The organism is Sorangium sp. So ce296 (assembly GCF_051529605.1).
Classification (GTDB): domain Bacteria; phylum Myxococcota_A; class Polyangia; order Polyangiales; family Polyangiaceae; genus Sorangium; species Sorangium cellulosum_D.
Map to the genome: position 1 here is coordinate 9,636,848 of NZ_CP150325.1, position 19,314 is coordinate 9,656,161.

Below are 19,314 nucleotides of genomic sequence, written 5' to 3' on the forward strand. Positions count from 1 at the left end.
ACATGCGAGCACGATCCGGTGCGTTGACCCCGTTGATCGGCGGTCTGGCTGCGCCCTGGGACATCCGGCGGCGTTCGCCTCAGCCACGGTTGGGCAGGCGACCGAGCTCGTGTAGCCTCCTCCAGGAGAGGAGAGCGCGACCATGCTCGAAACGTTCGATCCCTCGTCCACGGCTGCGTCAACGTCGGTTCGCAAGCCTGCCGCGCGTGCCCGCGGCTATCCGGTGGTAGGGCTGCTCCCGGGGCTGGTGCACGACGCGCCCAGCCTCTTCCTCCAGCTCGCGCGGCAGCACCCGGGCGCGCTCATCGAGCTCGATCTCGGCGTCCTCCACGCCTACCTGGCGACGCACCCCGATCAGGCGCAGTACGTCCTCAACGACAACTGGCGCAACTTCACCAAGGAAGGCGGGATGTGGAAGCCCCTCAGGAGGCTCCTTGGCAACGGCCTCGTCTCGGCCAGCGGCGACGAATGGCTCCGGAACCGCCGGCGCATGCAGCCGCTATTCGCGCCGCGGCAGCTCGCGGGCCTGGTCGACCTCATGGTCGATGTCGTCGAGAGCGATCTGCCGCGGCTCGAGCAGCTGGCGCGCACGGGCGCCGTCATCGACATGGACAGGGAGATGATGCGGCTCACCCAGCGCATCATCTTCGCGACCATGTTCGGCGCCAGCATCACCCCCCGGGAGGCCGATAGCCTCGGCGACGCGCTCCTCACCGCGTTCCAGGCGCTGAACGCGAGGATGTTCCTCTACTTCGTGCCCGACCGCTTGCTCCCGGGCGACCGCGCCTTCAGGGGCGCGCTCGCCAAAATCGACGAGGGCATCCTGCGCCTCGTCAAGGAACGCCGCCGGAGCGGGGAAGAGCGGGACGACCTCCTCTCGCTCCTCCTGCACGCGCGGGACGAGTCCGGCTCCGGCATGGATGACCGACAGCTCCGGGACGAGCTCGTCACCATGTTCATCGCCGGCAACGAGACCACGGCGATCACGATGACCTGGCTCTTCTACCTGCTCGACGGGCACCCCGAGGTCGAGCGCAAGCTCCGCGCGGAGATCGAGCAGGTGCTCGGCGACCGGCGGCCCACGGCCGCCGACCTGGCGAAGATGGACTACGCAAAAATGGTGATCCAGGAGGCGATGCGCCTCTATCCGCCCTCCTGGCTCCTCCCGCGCGTGGCGAAGGAGGACGACGAGATCTGCGGCTATCCCGTGCGCGCCGGCGCGACCGTCATCGTCAGCCAGTACGTCATGCACCACGACCCCGCCTTCTGGGAGGACCCCGAGAGGTTCGACCCCGAGCGCTTCACGCCCGAGCGCTCGGCCTCCCGCCCGCGCTACTCGTTCATGCCGTTCGGCGGCGGACCGCGGCAGTGCATCGGCAACCTGTTCGCGATCATGGAGGCGCAGATCCTCCTCGCCGTCCTGCTGCGGCGGCTCCGCACGCGCCTCGTGCCCGGTCGCCCGGTGTCGCCTCAGGCCGTCACCACCCTCCGGCCGCGCCATGCCCTCACGATGACGCTCCACCCCGCCTGATCGGATCGCCCGCCGAGCGCGCGGTCCGCTGGAGCGCGGCCGCCCGCTCGGGCGCGCGAGCCCGGCGTGAGCTCGGATGTACCTCGGCGCGCCCGGGTCTCGTAAGATGGTGAGCTCATGCCGCGACCGCCGGCACGACTCCGCCCCCACCCCCGGCGCCGCACGAGCGCACGGGCGAACACGACAGGCGCGGCGCCGAGGAGATCCACGTGAGCGCTCGAATCCCCCTTCCGCCTTTCCCGAAAGGCTGGTTCCAGGTCGCCTCTGCGGAGGAGCTGTCCACCGGCGGCCCCCTCCCGCTCCGCTGCTTCGGGCAGGACCTGGTGCTGTTCCGGACGCAGGACGGCGAGGCCCGCGTCCTCGACGCCCACTGCCCGCACATGGGCGCCCACCTCGGGGTGGGGGGCCGCGTCGAGCAGCGCGGGATCCGGTGCCCGTTCCATGGATGGGTGATCTCCGGCGAGGGCGCGTGCGTGCACATCCCGTACGCGGACACGATCCCCCCGAAGGCGAGGGTCCGCTGCTGGGAGGTGCGGGAGCTCGACGGCGCCATCCTGGTCCACCACGCGCCCTCGGGCGAGCCCCCGGCGTTCGAGATCCCGCCGCTCCCCGAGGCGCGCTCGGCGGAGTGGTCCCCGGGCACGAGCAAGCGCTGGAGGATCCGGACGCACGTCCAGGAGACGCTCGAGAACATCGTGGACCCGGCCCACTTCGTCGTGGTGCACAGCATGCCGGCGCAGCCCCGGACCGAGATCGAGATCGACGGTCACATCATCCGATCCCGATCGTCGGTGAAGCAGAAGGGCCCGAACGGGCAGGTGGTCGACGGCACGATCACCTGGGAAGGCCACGGCATGGGGTACGGGACGATCCGCTTCACCGGCATCGTCGAGCTCCTCTTCGTGAACGCGGTCACCCCGATCGACGAGGACCTCGTCGACGTGCGCGTCGCCTTCTGGCTGCGCAACGACGGCGCGCAGCGCCTCGGTCACGCCCTCGCCGCCGAGGTGTGCCGGCAGATCGAAGAGGACATCCCGATCTGGGAGAACAAGATCTATCGCCCCCAGCCCGTCCTGTGCGCCGGCGAGAAGACCATCATGACGTTCCGCAAGTGGAGCAGCCAGTTCCTCTGAACGGCGGCGTCGGCGGCGTCGGCGGCGTCGGCGTTGGATTCCGCCCCGAGCTCGCCGCGGATCTGCTCGCCGCGCCCTCGGCCGTGGACTTCGTCGAGGTCGTGGCCGAGGCCTGCTTCGCGAGCCCGGCCGCGCGGCGCGAGGCCGCGGCCATCGCGCGCATCTGGCCGGTGGTGCCCCACGGGGTGAAGCTATCGCTCGGCAGCGCCGAGGGCGTCGACCTCGATCGCGCCCGCCGCCTCGGGGCGCTCTGCCGCGAGCTCGCGGCCCCGGTCGTGAGCGAGCACGTCGCCTTCGTGCGCGGCGGCGGGCGCGAGATCGGGCACCTCACCGCCCTGCCGTACACGCTTGAGGCGGCCCGCGTCGTCGCGCGGAACGTCGCCGCCGCCCGGCGGGCGCTCCCGGACATCCCGCTCCTGCTCGAGAACGCCGCGCGCACGCTGCGCTTCCCCGACGACGCCCTCGACGAGGGGAGCTTCTACGCCGAGGTCGTCGCCCGCACCGGCTGCGACCTCCTCCTCGACGTCGGCAACGTCTACGCGAACGCCGTCAACGCCGGCGTCGATCCCGGGGCGCTCGCCCGGTCGTACCCGCTCGAGCGCGTGGCGATGATCCACGTCGCCGGCGGCGCCCGCGAGCACGGCTTCTACTTCGACACGCACGCCCACCCCGTCCCCGAGCCGGTCTTCGCCCTCCTCGCCGCGGTCCTCGCGGCCACCGGGCCGGTCCCGATCCTCCTCGAGCGCGACGGCGACTTCCCGCCCTTCGCCGCCCTCGCCGCCGAGCTCGCGACCGCCCGCGCGCTCGCCCGGTCCGCGCCGCCGCGCCGCTCGCCGCCCCCGCCGCGCCCCGCGTCGCCGCCCGCGTCCGCCGCCGATCCGCCCCCCGGCGCCGCGGCGCTCGCCGCGGTCCAGGCGCGCGTCGCCGAGCTCTTCACCGCCCCGCGCGCGCCGTCGCCGGCCGACGTCCGGCCGTTCGCGGCCGACGAGGTCGCGCGATCGCGCGCGATCCTCCAGCGCAAGCGGGTCGACGACGCGCTCCCGCTCTTGCCGCGGCTCGCGTCGCACCGCGAGGCGGCCGCGCGCCTCGGGGCCCGGTGCGTCGAGGCGTCGCCGCGAGCCCACCGCCTCGCCGCGGTCGCCGACGCGCTCCGGATCGCCGCCGCGGCGGCGGCCGACGAGCGCCTCGCGGCCGAGGCGCTCGTCGACGGCCTGCTCCTCCGCGCCCGCTTCGTCGGGCCGGCGGCCGACGGGAGCGTGCGGCCCAGGCTCCTGCCGTTCATTCGGCGGGAACGGCTGCCCGGAGGTCGGGTAATCTGGGCGATCAAGGGGATGGGCTCGAGCGCCGATGTCCGGATCGTCGAGCCGCGAAGATAGCCTATGAAAGACGGATCGAACGCCGCGGGGAGCGCGGTCTCCCGCTTGCCGGCGCCGGTGCAGGCGCGGCTCGTCGAGCTCAAGGACAGCCTGGAGCGGGCGCTCGGCGACCGGCTCGCGTGCCTGCTCGTCTACGGCAGCGCGGCGCGGGGCGGCTACCGCGACGGCCAGAGCGACGTGGACCTGATGGTGGTGCTCGAGGAGGCGTCCCGCGAGAGCCTCGACGCGATCGCCAACGCGCTCCGGCTCGCGCGCTACGCGGCCCGGATCGAGGCGATGATCCTCACGGCGGCCGAGATCCCGCAGGCCGCGGACGTGTTCCCGCTGCTCTACGACGACATCCGCCGGTGCCACGTGCTCCTCTCCGGCCGCGACCCGTTCTCGGCGCTGGTGATCGACGGCAAGAACCGCCGCCTGCGCGTCGAGCAGGAGCTCCGCGAGGCGCAGATCCGGCTCCGGCGCGCGGTGGTGGACGGGATGGGCTCGGACGACGCCCTGCGCGGCGCGGTGCTCCGCAAGGTGAAGCAGATCCGCGGCCCGCTGCACGCCCTGCTCGGCCTGCGCGGCATCGACGGCGACGACGATCTCGGCACGGTGCTCGCCGGCGCGGGCAAGCTGCTCGGCGTGGACGTCGCCCCACTGCAGCGGGCCCACGAGGCGCCGGGCGCGGCCTACGAGGCGCTGGCGGCGCTGCTCGCCCGCGCGGTCGACGACGTCGATCGGCTCGAGCACGGGGAGGCGGCGCGATGATCCACGAGATCTTCGACTTCTTCCCGTTCAACATCGCGTCGGGGCCGGAGTTCTTGCTGTTCTACTTCGTGCTGTCGTCGTCTGGCCTCTTCTTCGCCGCGCTGGCGCGGAAGGCGCTCGGCGCGTCGCTCGATCGCCCGGCGCAGCCGGGCGGCGCGCCGGCGGCCGCGGCCGCGGCGGGCACGCCGTACCGCTTCCATGCGCCGCCGCCCGAGCGGCAGCGGCTCTCGATGGGCTGGGTCCCGCAGCCGGACGAGTACTGGGCGATCGCGTACCTCCGGGAGGAGAACAAGGGCGTCGCGGCCACGCTGATCGCGGTCGCGATGGCCGCGGGGTGGCTCGTCCCCGGCGGCGACGGGAAGGGGGAGTCGTTCCAGGTGGCGGGCGGCGCCCCGCCGCGGGACCGGGTGCTCTCGGCGTTCTTCGGCGTGCTCACGTCGCTCCGCCCGGGCGGCGACCCGAGCGCGGCGCTCTCGGTGGAGCAGGTGCGCGCGGCCGCCGAGCGGGTCGCGGCCGACGTCGAGCCGGAGCTCCGCGAGGAGCTCGCCGCCGCCGGGATGATCCGGCCGCGGGGGACGGTGGCGATCCTCTCGGCGGTGGTCTGGGCGGTGGGCCTCGTCCTGCTCGGCGTGGGGCTGATCCGCGTCCTGCGTGCGGAGGAGCTCCACCGGCCGCACACGTTCCTGGTGGTGGAGATGATCGCGCTCGTGTTCGCCACGTGGCTCGTGGCGAGGAGCACGAGCGCGTACAGCGCCCTGAAGTCGGCCTACCTCGACTGGATCGAGGACTCGACCGTCTCGCTGCGCGCCGACGTCGCGGGCGGCCGCCGCCGGGAGGCGGTGGACATCGGCTTGACGGTGGCCGCGACCGGCACGGCGGCGCTCGCGATGTCGCCGCTCTTCGGGCCGATGATCTTCGCGATCACGCCGCCGCGCGTGGTCTCGACCGAGGGCGGCTCCGGCGGCTCGGGGTGCAGCTCGTCGAGCTGCGGCGGCGGCGGCGGCTGCGGTGGCGGCGGCGGTTGCGGCGGTGGCGGTGGCTGCGGCGGGTGATGCCTGCTTCGAGGTGCTCGACGCCCTCGGCCTGTGCCGGCTGACCCGGCGCGCCGGCGATCTCGACGGCGCGGTGCCGCTGCGCGTGGCCAAGGCGTGCGTGCCGCTGCTCGAGGGCAACGCGTTCGGTCATCAGATCACGCTGGCGCGGCCGATCGAGGTGCAGCGGCGCCTCGGGTCGCTCCGCGCCGAGCCGGTGGGCGAGCACCGCGAGGCGCTGCTCCGCGCCCACCGCGCCGCGCTGCCCCGGCTCGTGTCGCAGGGCTTCCTGGCGCCGGACGGGGCGTGGCACCGGGCGCTGCGCGGCGGCCTCGCCTGGACGTGCCGGACGGGGCTGGGGCGGCCGCGGCTGCGGCTGTGGACCGGGCTCCTGGTGCGCCCGGACCCTGGCGTGTGGCTGCGGGTCGCGGGCGCGGCGAACCGCCGCAACGTGCTGATCGAGGTGAGCGAGGCGTACCTCGCGGACGAGCGCGCGTTCGTCCCGCTGGTGGTCGAGCTGCGCGTCCGCGACGAGGCGCCGCGGCGCCTGCGGCTCGAGGGCGAGATCGGCTGCCTCGCGCCGGTGCGCCCTGGCGTGCGGATCGAGGCCTGCGCGCTGGCGGACGCGCCCGAGGTGGGGCGGGCGCACGCGGAGTTCTACGACGCGAGGTACTTCGCGGTGAAGAAGGGCGAGGTGACCCGCAAGTACCGGCGCCTCGTGGGAGGCGAGGCCGGCGCGCGGAAGGGGCGTGCGGGCGAAGGGGGCGCGGGCGAGGGGAGCGCGCGAGCGGGAGACGCGGGCGAGGGGAGCGACGCGGGCGAGGGGAGCGCGCGAGCGGGAGACGCGGGCGAGGGGAGCGCGCGAGAGGGCGATGCGGGCGAGGGGAGCGACGCGGGCGAGGGGAGCGCGGGGCCGGCGTGCGTGCGGCTGGTCGTCGCCGGGCCGGCGGCGCCCGAGATCGCCGAGGTGACCGAGGTCACGACCGCGGCCGGGCCGGATCCGGTCCCGTGGCGCGGCGGGGCGCGGCGCCTCGCGTCGCTCGTGGTGAGGAACGCCGTGCCGTTCCGCGCGACGTTCGACGGGCACACGCTCGCCGTCGCGCCGGAGGCGACGCGCCTGGCCGAGGGCGCGGCCGCGGTGGAGCGCACCTTCGCCCGGGCCTTCGGCGAGGATTTCATCGCCGCGAACCGCGGGGCGCTCTGGTACCTGACGAAGTACTTCACGCCCCACCCGCCGGGCGAGCCGCACTTCTTCGTCAAGCCGTGGGCCTTCACCCGGACGCCGCCGGGCTGGTCGAGCCTGCTCGACGGCATCCACGGCGAGGGCTACGACGTGATGCGCGGCGTGGTCGCGACCGACGTCTTCTTCGCGACCCCCGCGGTGTTCCACGTGCGCCGGCTCGGGGCGCCGATCGAGGTGCCCGAGGGCGCGCCGCTGCTTCGGGTCCTGCCGATCCCGCGCGACCTGCTCCGGGCCGGCTTCCGGGAGGCTCGCTTCCTCGATGCGTGAGCGGCGTGGACGGCGCGGCTTTTGTCGTTGTATGTGCTGGATAACAGACATGATTTCGCCCTTCGAGCGCCCCCGCGGAGCGCGCCCGTGAGCGAGCGGTGGATCTGGCCCGGCGCGGAGCGCGGTCCGGCGAGGCTCCTCGACGAGCTCGCGGCGCGCGGCTTCTCGGTCCTCCGCGGCGACGCCTCGCTGGCCCCCGAGGAGGCCGCGCGGGCGCCGTGGAGCTTCGCCGAGCGGCTCCTCGGGGCGAGGCCGCGCCTGGTCGAGCGGCAGCCGATCAAGGCCGTGCCGGGGGGGAGGTCGTTCGCCGCGAGCTCCGCGGCGGCGCCGCTCCACACCGACAGCCAGAGCTTCGCGGGCGCGCCGCCGGCCGTGCAGATCATGGCCTGCGTCCGGCCCGCGGAGCGCGGCGGCGAGAGCCTCCTGCTCGACGGCTGGGCGCTGCTCGCGGCCGTCGAGCGCGCCGACCCCGAGCTCTTCCGCGCGCTCTTCACGGCCTACCGGCGCATCCCGTTCGTCTTCGGCGACGTCTTCGGCCCCACGGTGTCGCTCCGCGACGGCGCCCTCGCGCTGACGCACGCGCCGGTCGTGCCGCCGGGGGACGCGATCGCCGCGCGGCTCGCGCGGTTCGTCGAGGCGTCGCGGCGCGAGGTGATCGAGCTCGCGCTCGGCCCGGCGGATCTCCTGGTGGTCGACAACCGGCGCATGCTCCACGGCCGCCGGGCGTTCGAGGGCGGCGCGCGCGAGTTCGTGCGGCTGCTCGTCTGGATGGATGCGCCGCTCCCGTCGCCGCCCGCGTACCGCGCGCTGGCCGCCCAGGTCGCCGAGGCGGCCTCGCGCCGCGTCTCCGGCGCGCCGGAGGCCACGCGGCGGCGGCTCGGCCTGGGCGCGCCGGCCCCGCCCGAGGCGAGGCGCCGCCTCGGGGTGGTCCTGGAGATGCTGCGCGGCGTCCCGCCCGGGGTGCTCGCCGCGCGCGAGCGGATCCCCGAGCCGGAGCTCTACCGCCTCCGCGACGCGGCGCTCGCGGCGGCCGAGGCGGCGCTCGCGGGCGATGTGGAGGGCGCGGACGACGGCGCGCTGGCCGAGGCGATCGCGCGGATGGGCCGGGGGTGAGGGGGTGAGCGGCGCGCGCGCCGCGCAGATGACGTCGTGCTATCGGCCGGCGGGGCGGTCGCTTCGGACGGCGCGACGTCCGGCGCGCTCGGCGCCGAGGCCGAGGCGGGCGGCGTGGTTGCCCAGGGCCGCCGGAGGGCCGAGACAGATGCCATCCGTCAGCGTGCGCGGCCCGCTCTCGTCACTGCGCGACGCAGTTCTCCTTCATCACTTCCCAAACTGCATCCCCGGTGGCGATGCTGCCGGGAGAGGTGGGGTGGATGCCGTCCTGCGTATATTCGTTGTGTCCGTTCCAGACCGGACGAAGGTCCAACCAGTAACACTTCGGCGACGTGAGCCCGTCGCACAACGCCTTCATCTTCGGCCGGAGCGTGTCGAGGCAGGATTTGAGCGATGCGTACTGGTTCCCGATGGGGTCTGGATAGAAGAAATAGACCACCTTTTCGACGTTGTCCTCGGTCATGGTTTCGAACAACGACTCCGCCGCCGCGAGGGCTCCGTCGCCGTCCCCGCGCAACAAGCAGTCGTTCCCGCCGCCATCCATCAGCACGTACTTGATCATGCCGTTCTCCGCGGCTTTGCGGTACTGGCTGGGAATCTGATCGTTGGCCAACGTCGTGCCGCTGACGGAGTTGTCGATATAGCGCTCGTTCTCGGCGAGGGAGCCGTTGGCCTTGGCCTGCTTCTCGATCTGTTGCGTGATGCCGTGAGTCAAGGCGATGAACGATTCGCCGATGACCGCGACCTGATTTCCCTTGGTTTGGCCCTTGACGCACTCGCCCGAGCTCCCGCCTGTGCCGCTCGTTTCCCCGCCGCTGGCCGAGCTGCTGGCCTGCGCGGTGCTTGCGTCACCGCTGCCCGAGGTGCCCTCGGCCGCTGAGCCTCCGGTACCCCCAGGGCCCGTGCCGCCCGTGCCGGCCGTGGTGGTGGCGCCCGCGCCGCTGGTGGTAGCCCCGTCAGAGGTGCCTCCGCTGGTCGAGGACGTATCACCGTCATCCGCCTCGCCACAGGCCCAAATGCCGGTGCTCAGGAGACCGAGGACGATCAAATTCGTAGAGACGCAGCGACGTATTGACCGCATATTTTTATTCTCCATCAACAGCTGAGCTTGCCGCGCAGGGGACAGCGATGTCCTCCCCAGAGCGCTACAAGCATCCATCTGGCCCGTAGGGTGAGGGAGGCTCAACGGCGCTCGTCGTAGACAGCTCGACCCGGGGGCTACGAATTCCAGCGCGATTGTTCCGAGATCGCCGTCCGTCCTCGCATCGCCCGATGCAAGTGACCGCCAGGACTTCGTACCCGAGCCAGCTGGATCGAGGTATAGGCATACTCACCTATGCGTCGATGCGAGACGTCACGCCCACGTTGGTGGACTGAACAATTCGGGTGAGAGTCGAATTCGGTGTTCACCATACAAACTGCGGGATCGGCGGGACCTAACCATGGTGATTTCGCCCTTCGAGCGCCCGCGCGCGGCGCGCCCATGAGCGCGCGATGGATCTGGCCCGGCGCGGAGCGCGGTCCGGCGAGGCTCCTCGGCGAGCTCGCGGCGCGCGGCTTCTCGGTCCTCCGCGGCGACGCCTCGCTGGTACCCGAGGAGGCTGCGCGGGCGCGCCGCCGGGCGTTCGAGGGCGGTGCGCGCGAGCTCGTGCGGCTGCTCGTCTGGATGGCGGCTCCGCTCCCGTCGCCGCCCGCGTACCGCGCGCTGGCCGCCCAGGTCGCCGAGGCGGCCTCGCGCCGCCTCGCCGGCGCGCCGGCTCCGCCCGAGGCGAGGCGCCGCCTCGGGGCGATCCTGGAGATGGTGCGCGGCGTCCCGCCGAGGGTGCTCGCCGCGCGCGAGCGCATCCCCGAGCCGTAGCTCTACCGGCTCCGCGAGGCGGCGCTCGACGCCGCCGAGGCGGCGCTCGCGGAGGGCGCGGACGACGGAGCGCTGGGCGAGGCGATCGCGCGGATGGGCCCGGGGTGAGCGGTGCGTTCGCCGGGCAGCAGGCTCGTGGCGTGCGAGGAAGAGCCCGCTTCGCGTGCGAAGCCTGCGTGGCGGGCGCTGTGCTTGCCTGCTCTCCGACGTGGTCGCCGCTTCGCTAGCCCCGGCCGGGGGCGGTGTGTACCATCGCACCGTCATGAGGATCGCGTCGTTCTGGGCGAAGGGCTACCGCAGCCTCCGGGATGTTCACGTCGACAATCTCGGCGCGTTCAACGTCTTCTATGGCCCGAACGGGAGCGGCAAATCGAACCTCCTGGAGGTCCCGAGAACGCTCTTCAGGCTGGCCGCTGTGATCGCGGAGACTGGGGCGCTGTCGAGCGCTGAAGACGCGATGAGGGCGATGCAGGCTGGCGTCATCAACCGGCGAGATGTCTGCGCTCGCGACACATCAAGGTCGACAGTATTGGGAGCTCGACTTGTGGCGTCGGAAGGCGAAGCTCTTCCACCGGTTGGGTTGCTTCCCGCGTCGGAGCTCATCGTGGAGGTGACATTGGATTGGACTCTCGAGCGCCAGCCGAGCCTCTCGTTTTCGACTTTCCAGTCAGGGGACGAAGACCTGCGGACGCGTTGGTCGTCGCCTCAAGCCTCGTCCGAGCCTGAACGAGAACGCCTTCAGCGACGCAACCAGCTGCGGGCGCTCATCATCAGTCTCTCTACTCACGCGTATGCGCTCGTCAGCGCGGACCGTCAGCCGCGTTACGAAGAGCTTGCCGTTCCGCCCGAGGAGGAAGACGTCATCGCCTGGCACCTCCGCGCCGGCCGCCTGAAGAGCGCCCTGCTTGCGGCCCAGCTCAGCCCGAGCCACGAGGTCCGCCGCAAGCTCGGTGCCTTTCGCGCGCTGCTCGCAGGTGAGCCGCTCTATCGTCCCCCCTTCGCTCCCGTTCAGGACCCGCGCACCGGCGAAATCGATCTGCGCGAGCTCCTCCCGGAGCCCAACCCGGAGGGCCGCGACGTCTCCATCGATCTCGCCGGTCTCGGCGTCGCGCAGGTCTACGCGATCTTGGCGCAAGCCATGCTCCTCGGCGCCCGCGCCGTCGGCATCGAGGAGCCGGAGGCCCACCTCCATGCGCCCACGAGCGGCCGCGCCCTGCGCCAGCTGCTCGTCCGGCTCGTCGAGGAGCGTCACATCGATCAGCTCTTCATCGCGACCCACTCCAACCTGTTCGACCTCGATTCTACTGGGTATTACGACGTCTCGCTCGAGGACGGCTGCACGGTCGTCGAGCGCGCGGACCTCTCGCGCATCGATCGCGAGCACCTCTATGAGCCAGGCCCCGCGAAGCACGCGCTGGAGCACCTCCTCCGGTATGCGCCGGAAGACGAGGTCGTCTTCCGGCGCTCCGATGGTGCGGGCGTCACGGCCAAGGAGATGCTGAGGCTCCTCCAGGAGGACGACGCGGTCGCCCTGCATTTCCTGCAGGATGTTCACGGCGCCGCCGTGCGCATGGTCAAGGTCCAGGCGAAGAAGCATCAGGCAGGCTGATGGCGCGCTTTCTGGTCTTCGCGGCGTGGACCCAGGACGACGCCGCGCTGTGGAACAGCCGCTGGATGGCCGAGCAGACGATCCGCCTCGCCGCGGGGGCCGAGGCCGTCGCCGTGCAGGGCGGTGATGCCGTCCGCGAGATGCTGGAGTCCGCGCTGGAGGACAGCGCGCTCGACGGCGTGGCGCTCTTCGGCCACGGGCTGCCCCACGCGGTCATGGGCTCGGACGCGCGTGAGGCCATGGACGCTGGGAATGCGGCGTGCGTCGGCCTCCGGTGGGCCCACGCCATGGCGTGCAACACCGGCGTTGCGCTCGTGCCTTCCTGCGCTGCACATCCGGGGTTGTTCGTCGGTTACGACGTGCGGCTCATCGTCGAGTGGACGGTCGAGGACCTCCCCGAAGCGCTCCGGGAGCTGCTCGCCCAGCTCGTGACGGCCACCACGCTCGGTCTGCTCGCCGGCGTCCGCGCACGGATCGACCTCCAGCGCCGCGCCGCGGCCGCGGCGGACGAGCTTACGGCGTGGGTCATCGAGAATGCAGAAGACGGGTACTTGGGCGTACTCGTCCTCGCTCAGCAGCTCGTCGATCGCATGGTCGTCAGCCGCTGAGCGTGTCGCGCCCAGTCCGCAGGCGCGCTGCCCGACATGATACCGTCGCTTAGCGTGAGCCCCGGGCGGGGCGCACGGCGCGCGCCCCGCCGCGCGCGCCCACGCTGCTTCCGGTTTGTTGCGCCGCGGGCCTTCCGATATGCTCGCGCGGTACGGCCTCACGTCCTCCCGGTGCCGTTTCGCTGTACGAGATCGCCCTCGGCGGCGACGCGGGCCGGTCGGCGGCGGAACCATTCAAGGAGCAGCGAAATGACGAGCTGGTTTCTGGATCCTGACGCTTTGCGTGGTCGCATCGCGGTCGTCGCCGGGGCGACGCGGGGGGCCGGCCGCGGGATCGCGGCCGCCCTGGGAGAGGCCGGCGCCACGGTGATCTGTACCGGCCGCAGCAGCCGCAACCGCTCCCTGCAATCCGACTACGACCGCCCGGAGACGATCGAGGAGACCGCCGAGCTCGTCACCTCGCTGGGCGGCCACGGCATCCCCATGGTCGTCGACCACCTCGACGCCCCCCAGGTCGAGCGTCTGGCGGACCAGATCCGGGCCGCGCACGGGCACATCGACATCTTGGTCAACGACATCTGGGGCGCGGAGCGGCTCAAAGGCGGACCCTCCGAATGGAACACGCCCATCTGGCGGCACAACCTCGAGAAGGGGCTCCGGATTCTCCGACTCGCCATCGATACGCACCTGACCACCTCCCACCACCTCCTCCCGCTCCTGATCGCTCGCCCGGGAGGCCTCCTGGTCGAGGTGACCGACGGCACCGCCGACTACAACGCGTCGCGGTACCGCATCTCGGTGTTCTATGACCTGGCCAAGGCGGCGGTGAATCGTCTGGCGTTCTCCCAAGGCCACGAGCTCGCGCCGCACGGGGCCACGGCCGTGGCGATCAGCCCCGGGTGGCTCCGCTCCGAGATGATGCTCGAGAACTACAAGGTCACCGAGGACAACTGGCGCTCCGCGCCCTCTCCGCCTGGGTTTGCGGTCTCGGAGTCGCCTCGCTACGTGGGGCGCGCGGTCGTGGCGCTCGCGACCGACCCCGTGCGCGAGCGATGGAACCAGCGGTCGGTGACGTCAGCGCAGCTGGCGGCCGAGTACGGCTTCACGGACCTCGACGGCTCACGCCCCGATGTGTGGCGATACAGTCAGGCCGTCGAGGACGGCGGCCAGGACGTCAATCCCGGCGACTACCGGTAGCGTCGCCGTGGCGCGCCTCGGCCACGGGGCGCCCTGCCGGCCGCGGAATGCTCGCTCGCCAAATGGTGACGGGCCTCCAGCGCGTCCACGAAACGCTCCACGCGCTCCAGCGAGGCGCGGAGCGCGGCCTCCTCACTCGCCGCCCTGGGTCGGGAGGCCGTCGCCGTCGTCTTCAAAAGACCTCGACGTTTCGTAGCAATCGTTCACGCAACGGTTCAAACGCCGGTACACCAAGGAGAGCCGGGAACCCCGCACACTCAAGGATAGACGTTCGCAGGTATCCCAGCAGGTCGATGGGCTCGGGCAGCGCCGAGACCGGGCGTCGCGTTCCAGTCCAGGAGAAGTTCTGCCAAGGCGCGAGCCAGCCGCCGCCGACCTCGATGCCATAAGGCACCCCGCCGCTGATGTTGTCCTTGTGGTAGCCGTCCGGAGCGAGGGCCAGCAGGTACGGACCGTCCAGCGGCGGCGAGCCCGGATCCTCGATCAGGTCGGTGACCTCTTGCACGGCAGACTCGACCCACGCAGCACTACATGGATCCACGTGGATGCCATCACAGTAGCCGTCCGGCCCGGTGACACCGTGAGCCTGCCAGAATTCGACGTGCGAGTACCCCTCGAGGTCCACGACGGAGATCCCCCCAACCTGCTGCCAAAACGCGACGAGGATTGGCGGAACGGCTCCACCGACCGTTGCCTCGAGGCGCCGCAGTCTCGAGTCGAGACCAGGTTCGGGTGGGATGACTGCCGGGACCGGCGGGTAACCCAGATCGCGAAGATTCGCCGTGAGAGCTGCCACGGCCTTCTCCAAACCGGCGAGCGCGTGCACCGCGTCGCGCGCTGCTGCTTGGGCGTCGGCAAGGGCCGCGTCGCGCCAGGAGCGCTGCGCCCTCAAGATGGTGATCGCGTCGATCATCGCGGCCCCTCCGAGCCTGCCCGACTTCCGTCGATGGGTCGACCGAGGTCGCCGGACCAGGTCTGTCTCAATCGTCGCCTTTGGTGACGTCCCCGCGCGGAAAATCTCAAGGATCGGCTCTGCGCCGCAACGCTGAGGTGATCGCGGGGCGGGGGACCAGGCGGAGGGTGGCTGCTCGCCCCCTCTGGCGGCGCCAGCGCCCAGCGGCTCCGCGCCTGGCGGGCGAACCAGCAGCGCCGCCACGCCGCAAAAAACGACACCGGACGGTTTCGGAACTTGACAGTATCGAAACCGAGCGGTATCGATATGTGCAGAGGGTGAGGTGACCGCATGACCCAGGACGAGGACGAGCCCGCCGAGGTCGAGCCCGCGAGGCCGGGGCGCAAGCGAGACCGCTCGCGCGACGCCACGATCCTCGAGGCCGCGCTCGAGGTCCTCGCGGAGGTGGGCGCAGCAGGCTTGACGATGGACCTGGTGGCCGCGCGGGCCGGCGCCGGGAAGGCGACCATCTACCGTCGCTGGACCTCGAAGGTGGAGCTCGTCATCGACGCCGTCGCGCACATGAAGCGCAATCAGGTCGACATCGAGCATCTGCCCGACACGGGCACGCTCCGCGGAGACCTCCTCGGCCTGTTCAAGCCGCCGTCGATCGAAGAAGGCGAGCGCAAGCTCAAGATCATGACCGGGCTCGCCTCGCTGCTCTCGCAGGAACAGGCCCTCGCCGAGGCAGCGAACAGCGCGGTCGTGGAGCCGTGGGCCGAAGCGCATCTCGCGCTGATGCAGCGGGCCGTGGCGCGCGGCGAGATCTCGGCGTCCGCCGACATCGCCACCCTGTCCCAGGTCATCCCGTCGATGGCCGCGTACCGCACCCTGGTCCAGCGCAAGCCGATCGACCTCGCCTTCCTCGTGTCGATGGTCGACGGCGTCATCGTGCCAGCCCTCCGGAATCAGCCCTCCGGCGTGGGACAAGGCTCGACAGGCCGTCGGCCTGATCCCACCACCTCACCGGCCGACGAATCCGCGCCGGCGCCCCGACGGGCCTCGCGCGCGCGGACACGCTCGAAACCCTGAACCTGCCTAGGAGAACGTCATGACCGTCAGCGTTACCAACCACCTCAACTTCCGCGGCGATGCCCGAGCGGCGCTGGAGTTCTACCAGTCCGTGTTCGGCGGCGACCTCACCATCGTGACCTATAAGGACGCCCACAACGTCCAGGCTCCGTCGGAGGCCGATCAGGTGATGTGGGGCCAAGTCGCCGCCAAGAACGGCTTTCGCGTGATGGCTTACGACGTGCCCTCCCGGACGCCATGGGAGCAAGGCAAGAACGCGTTCTTCGTCTCGGTCCGCGGCGACTCGGCCGCCGAGATCTCCGCGCTCTGGGAGCAGCTCTCCGCTGGCGCGACCATCGTGCAGCCCCTGGCGCCGTCGGGGTGGACCCCCCTGTACGGCATGCTCAAGGATCGCTTCGGCGTCACGTGGGTCCTGGATGTCGCGACGGAGTACAAGGCGTCCTGAGCGCGCGGAAGAGCGCGCGCGCAAGGAGACAACGATGACCCCGTCGTTTGGATCGACGTCGACCACGGACGAAGTGCTCGAGGGCCGCGATCTCAGCGGCAAACGCGTCTTGGTCACCGGCGTCTCCGCCGGCCTCGGCGTCGAGACGGCGCGCGCGCTGGTCGCCCACGGGGCCCACGTCGTGGGCGCAGCGCGCAACCTCGAGAAAGCGGAAGCGGCGACCCGCGGGGTGCGAGCGGCGAACGCCGGCTCCGGACGGCTCGAGCTCGTGGAGCTGGACCTCGCCTCGCTGGCCAGCGTGCGCCGCTGCGCGGACGATCTGCTGAGGCAGGGGGAGCCGTTCGACCTCGTCATCGCCAACGCCGGCGTGATGGCGTGCCCGTTCGGCCTGACCGAGGATGGGTTCGAGCTGCAATTCGGCACGAACCACCTCGGGCATTTCGTGCTCGTCAACCGGATCGCGTCCTTGCTGCGGGCGGGCTCGAGGGTGGTGTCCCTCTCGTCCGCGGGGCATCGCTACGCGGACGTCGACCTCGACGATCCTCATTTCGAGCGCACGCGTTACGAGCCGTTCGTCGCCTACGGGCGATCCAAGACCGCGAACATCCTCTTCGCGGTGGAGCTCGATCGACGCCTCCGCGGGCGCGGGACGCGCGCCACCGCCGTGCATCCGGGCGTCATCGCGACCGAGCTCGGGCGTCACCTCCCTGGCGACTCCCTCTCGACCCTGGTCGAGCGAATCAACGCGGACCTCGCTGCTCGAGGCAAACCGCCGTTCGCCCCGAAGACGATCCCGCAAGGCGCGGCGACCTCGGTCTGGGCTGGCATGGTGGCCGAGGTGGACGAGGTCGGAGGCCGCTACTGCGAGAACTGCCATGTCACCACGAGGGTGACCCTCGACCCGATCGATCCCATCAGCGAAGGGGTCCGTCCGTATGCGCTCGATGCCGAGCGAGCAGCGGCGCTCTGGGCGAAGAGCGAAGCATTCGTCCGCGAGCGCTTCTGAGCCGACGGCCAAAGGCCATGGGTCTCCACCTGCGGCAAGATCTTGCCGGCAATTCCGGCAAGCCCCGGCAAGATCTTGCCAGTCTCCTTCGCCGATCGTCGTCGCCTTGACCTTCGCGCACGTCCGGAGGCCTGATGTCGATAGCCAGTCCTCGCCACGTTTACGCGCGGATCGAGCGCGCTCGCCCAGGTCCCGCCCTCCTCGCCGGGCGCGCGGCACGATCATTGAAATGAGAGGGGCGGAAGGGGACGGACAGCGCCAAGCGCGCTTCCGACAACAACAACCCCTTGGAGGAGGTACATCATGGGCTTTTATGGACCGGTCACGACGCATGGTCTCGAGGCGACGGCCGAGTTTCGCGCCACCGGGTTTGGCGGGGTCGTCGGCGTGCTTGGCATCAAGGTGAGCGGCGAGGCGCAGAACTTCACGTCCGGGTTCGTGCTGGTGCGGGACGAGAAGTTCGTCGGCGGCCTGAGGTACAATCTCATGGGCTGGACGGGCCCGCTGGGGAAGGGGGATTCGCCCTTCCATCACGAGCAGGGCTTCGATCTCGGCGCGATGCCGCCCGAGGAGATCGTCATCGCGTCGGCCAGCGAGACGATCCGGGTGCCCGTCAAGCTGCCGTCGGCGTCGGCGTCGGCGGCGGCGCCCACGCCCACGAACACCGGGCTGCCCGCGCCGCTCATGGGCGTCGGCTCGTCGACGAAGCTCGATTACGACGAGGCGTACGGCGCGGCGCTGCGCGATCTGGTCGCCAAGTGGAAGCCCGAGCTCCTCGCGAGCCGCGAGATCGCCCTGTACCGGCAAGAGGTGACGTTCCTGGGCCTCGTGCTCGGGGCGCCGACGTTCCGGCTGACGGTCACCCTGATCGCGCCCGACAAGGCCGCGAGCTGACCGGCGCCGCGCGGTCGCGCGGGAGCGAGCGCGCCGCGCCGGCTGCGCCGCTCCCCGCCCGACGCGCGGCCTGCGCGGACCCCTCAGCGCTGGTCGGCGCGGGCCTGATCCTGAATGGCGTTGAACACGGCGGCCATCTCATCGGCGCCGTGGCCAAGCTGCAATGCCCGCTTGAAATACGACAGGATGAGCTCCGGGATGCGCCGGTCGACGTTGTTCTCCCGGCTGAGACGCGCGATGTGCTCGAGGGCGCCGGTGTGGATGTCCAGCGTGCAGTCGGTCCCCTTGAAATCGCCGGTGGACAGCATCTTGTTGCACATGTCGGCGGTGATCGAGATGAGCGGCATGATCGCCTGGTACTTGGCGAAGTAGGCGTCGAGGGGGAACTTCTCCGACGCGCAGATCGCCGCCCCGTGCAGGAACGACAGCGTGGCGCCGTAAAAGCTCTCCAGGAGAGCGCAGTCGAGCGCTGCCGCGGCCCCGATCGGCTCGCCGACGTGGGAGGTTGCCCCGCCGATGACGCGCAGCGTCGGCTCGTGGCGGTCGTAGAGCCCCTTGGGACCCGAGTAGAACACCGGCGTCTGTTCGCCCCCGATGTAGCTGGGGTAAGCCATGATGCACCCGTCCAGGTAGCCGATCCCGAGCTCCGACGTCCATGCCGCCCCGCTGCGGGCGTCGCTGGGCGTGCCGCTGGTCAGCTGTACCAGCGTCCGACCCTTCGCGGCCTCGGCCACGACGGGCGCGCGGAGGACCTGGTCGCTCGCTTCGTAGTTGGACAGCGAGATGATCGTCAGGTCGCTCTCGCTGCATGCCTGTTCGGGCGTCGCCGCCACCTTCGCCTGGCCCTGAAACGGCGCTGCCTTGCCGTGGGTCCGGTTCCATACGGTCACCCGATGACCGGCGTTGATGTAGGCGCGCGCCAGCGCGGCGCCCATTTGACCCAAGCCGATGATGGACACGGTCTCTTTGTGCGACATAATCTGCTTCTTCTCTCCTGTGATCGCCTGAGGGTCTCCGAGCGCTCGCTCCTCACCCTCTCTTCTCTGGCGCGACCGATTCGAGCTGACCGCCGTCGAGGACGCGGGCGATGCATGCGCACCTGCCATGAGGACGAGCGCTTCGTGCGAGTCCTGCGGCTGCCGAGGGACGCCGGATTCAGAGCCTACCGAGGGCGGAGGAAAAGTAAAACGATTCGAGGGGGTCGAGGGCGGATCGCCATGCCCGCTTGAGGTGGCGGAAGCAGGTGTTTCCCGCGTCACGCCCCTTCTA

18 protein-coding genes are annotated in these 19,314 nt (G+C 71.5%); 15 read left to right on the forward strand and 3 right to left on the reverse strand.

Annotated features, from left to right (window positions below; translation table 11 throughout):
• The first annotated feature begins 142 nt into the window (after positions 1 to 142).
• The 7 genes from WME98_RS35760 (at position 143) to WME98_RS35790 (ending at position 8,444) form a co-directional block, all read left to right on the forward strand.
• Positions 143 to 1,531: a cytochrome P450 gene (locus WME98_RS35760; RefSeq protein ID WP_437946099.1), complete on the forward strand. Its 1,389-nt coding sequence runs from the start codon at positions 143 to 145 to the stop codon at positions 1,529 to 1,531.
• A gap of 209 nt (positions 1,532 to 1,740) precedes the next feature.
• The gene (locus WME98_RS35765) at positions 1,741 to 2,664 is read left to right on the forward strand and encodes a Rieske 2Fe-2S domain-containing protein (protein ID WP_437946100.1); all 924 of its coding nucleotides are present in this window, start codon (positions 1,741 to 1,743) and stop codon (positions 2,662 to 2,664) included.
• Complete coding sequence (locus tag WME98_RS35770; RefSeq protein WP_437946101.1) at positions 2,643 to 4,040, forward strand: DUF692 domain-containing protein; 1,398 nt, start codon at positions 2,643 to 2,645, stop codon at positions 4,038 to 4,040. The genes WME98_RS35765 and WME98_RS35770 overlap by 22 nt, the downstream gene beginning before the upstream one ends.
• Positions 4,041 to 4,043: 3 nt before the next feature.
• The gene (locus WME98_RS35775; RefSeq protein ID WP_437946102.1) at positions 4,044 to 4,790 is read left to right on the forward strand and encodes a nucleotidyltransferase domain-containing protein; all 747 of its coding nucleotides are present in this window, start codon (positions 4,044 to 4,046) and stop codon (positions 4,788 to 4,790) included.
• Positions 4,787 to 5,842 carry a hypothetical protein gene (locus tag WME98_RS35780; RefSeq protein WP_437946103.1) on the forward strand — a complete coding sequence of 352 codons (1,056 nt, stop codon included), beginning with the start codon at positions 4,787 to 4,789 and terminating at the stop codon, positions 5,840 to 5,842. Before WME98_RS35775 ends, WME98_RS35780 begins: the two co-directional genes overlap by 4 nt.
• Positions 5,799 to 7,331 carry a hypothetical protein gene (locus WME98_RS35785; protein ID WP_437946104.1) on the forward strand — a complete coding sequence of 511 codons (1,533 nt, stop codon included), beginning with the start codon at positions 5,799 to 5,801 and terminating at the stop codon, positions 7,329 to 7,331. The genes WME98_RS35780 and WME98_RS35785 overlap by 44 nt, the downstream gene beginning before the upstream one ends.
• A gap of 87 nt (positions 7,332 to 7,418) precedes the next feature.
• Entirely contained in the window at positions 7,419 to 8,444 is a 1,026-nt protein-coding gene (locus WME98_RS35790) for a TauD/TfdA family dioxygenase (protein ID WP_437946105.1), read from the forward strand.
• Positions 8,445 to 8,625: 181 nt separating this feature from the next.
• On the opposite strand, the gene WME98_RS35795 is transcribed toward WME98_RS35790, so the two are convergent.
• Positions 8,626 to 9,540: an SGNH/GDSL hydrolase family protein gene (locus tag WME98_RS35795; RefSeq protein ID WP_437946106.1), complete on the reverse strand. Its 915-nt coding sequence runs from the start codon at positions 9,538 to 9,540 to the stop codon at positions 8,626 to 8,628.
• Between the two features lie 387 nt (positions 9,541 to 9,927).
• On the opposite strand from WME98_RS35795, the gene WME98_RS35800 reads away from it, so the two are divergent.
• The 4 genes from WME98_RS35800 (at position 9,928) to WME98_RS35815 (ending at position 13,716) form a co-directional block, all read left to right on the forward strand.
• Complete coding sequence (locus WME98_RS35800; protein ID WP_437946107.1) at positions 9,928 to 10,302, forward strand: hypothetical protein; 375 nt, start codon at positions 9,928 to 9,930, stop codon at positions 10,300 to 10,302.
• Between the two features lie 262 nt (positions 10,303 to 10,564).
• A complete protein-coding gene (locus WME98_RS35805) occupies positions 10,565 to 11,911 on the forward strand; it encodes an AAA family ATPase (protein ID WP_437946108.1) in 1,347 nt (448 codons plus the stop codon).
• On the forward strand, positions 11,911 to 12,519 hold the full coding sequence (locus WME98_RS35810) for a hypothetical protein (protein ID WP_437946109.1): 609 nt from the start codon (positions 11,911 to 11,913) through the stop codon (positions 12,517 to 12,519). Before WME98_RS35805 ends, WME98_RS35810 begins: the two co-directional genes overlap by 1 nt.
• A gap of 249 nt (positions 12,520 to 12,768) precedes the next feature.
• Positions 12,769 to 13,716 (forward strand): SDR family oxidoreductase, encoded by a 948-nt coding sequence (locus WME98_RS35815; protein WP_437946110.1) that lies wholly within the window; start codon positions 12,769 to 12,771, stop codon positions 13,714 to 13,716.
• Positions 13,717 to 13,888: 172 nt separating this feature from the next.
• On the opposite strand, the gene WME98_RS35820 is transcribed toward WME98_RS35815, so the two are convergent.
• A complete protein-coding gene (locus tag WME98_RS35820) occupies positions 13,889 to 14,629 on the reverse strand; it encodes a hypothetical protein (protein WP_437946111.1) in 741 nt (246 codons plus the stop codon).
• A 330-nt stretch (positions 14,630 to 14,959) separates the two neighbouring features.
• Between WME98_RS35820 and WME98_RS35825 the strand changes: the two genes are divergently transcribed.
• From WME98_RS35825 to WME98_RS35840, 4 genes are all read left to right on the forward strand, one after another.
• A complete protein-coding gene (locus WME98_RS35825; protein WP_437946112.1) occupies positions 14,960 to 15,700 on the forward strand; it encodes a TetR/AcrR family transcriptional regulator in 741 nt (246 codons plus the stop codon).
• A gap of 19 nt (positions 15,701 to 15,719) precedes the next feature.
• Positions 15,720 to 16,145, forward strand: a complete 426-nt coding sequence (locus WME98_RS35830) for a VOC family protein (protein ID WP_437946113.1) — start codon at positions 15,720 to 15,722, stop codon at positions 16,143 to 16,145.
• A gap of 34 nt (positions 16,146 to 16,179) precedes the next feature.
• The gene (locus tag WME98_RS35835; protein ID WP_437946115.1) at positions 16,180 to 17,151 is read left to right on the forward strand and encodes an SDR family NAD(P)-dependent oxidoreductase; all 972 of its coding nucleotides are present in this window, start codon (positions 16,180 to 16,182) and stop codon (positions 17,149 to 17,151) included.
• Between the two features lie 303 nt (positions 17,152 to 17,454).
• The gene (locus WME98_RS35840) at positions 17,455 to 18,045 is read left to right on the forward strand and encodes a hypothetical protein (protein WP_437946116.1); all 591 of its coding nucleotides are present in this window, start codon (positions 17,455 to 17,457) and stop codon (positions 18,043 to 18,045) included.
• An 83-nt stretch (positions 18,046 to 18,128) separates the two neighbouring features.
• Here WME98_RS35840 and WME98_RS35845 read toward each other — a convergent pair whose 3' ends face one another.
• Positions 18,129 to 19,151 (reverse strand): NAD(P)-dependent oxidoreductase, encoded by a 1,023-nt coding sequence (locus tag WME98_RS35845; RefSeq protein ID WP_437946117.1) that lies wholly within the window; start codon positions 19,149 to 19,151, stop codon positions 18,129 to 18,131.
• Positions 19,152 to 19,314: the final 163 nt, after the last annotated feature.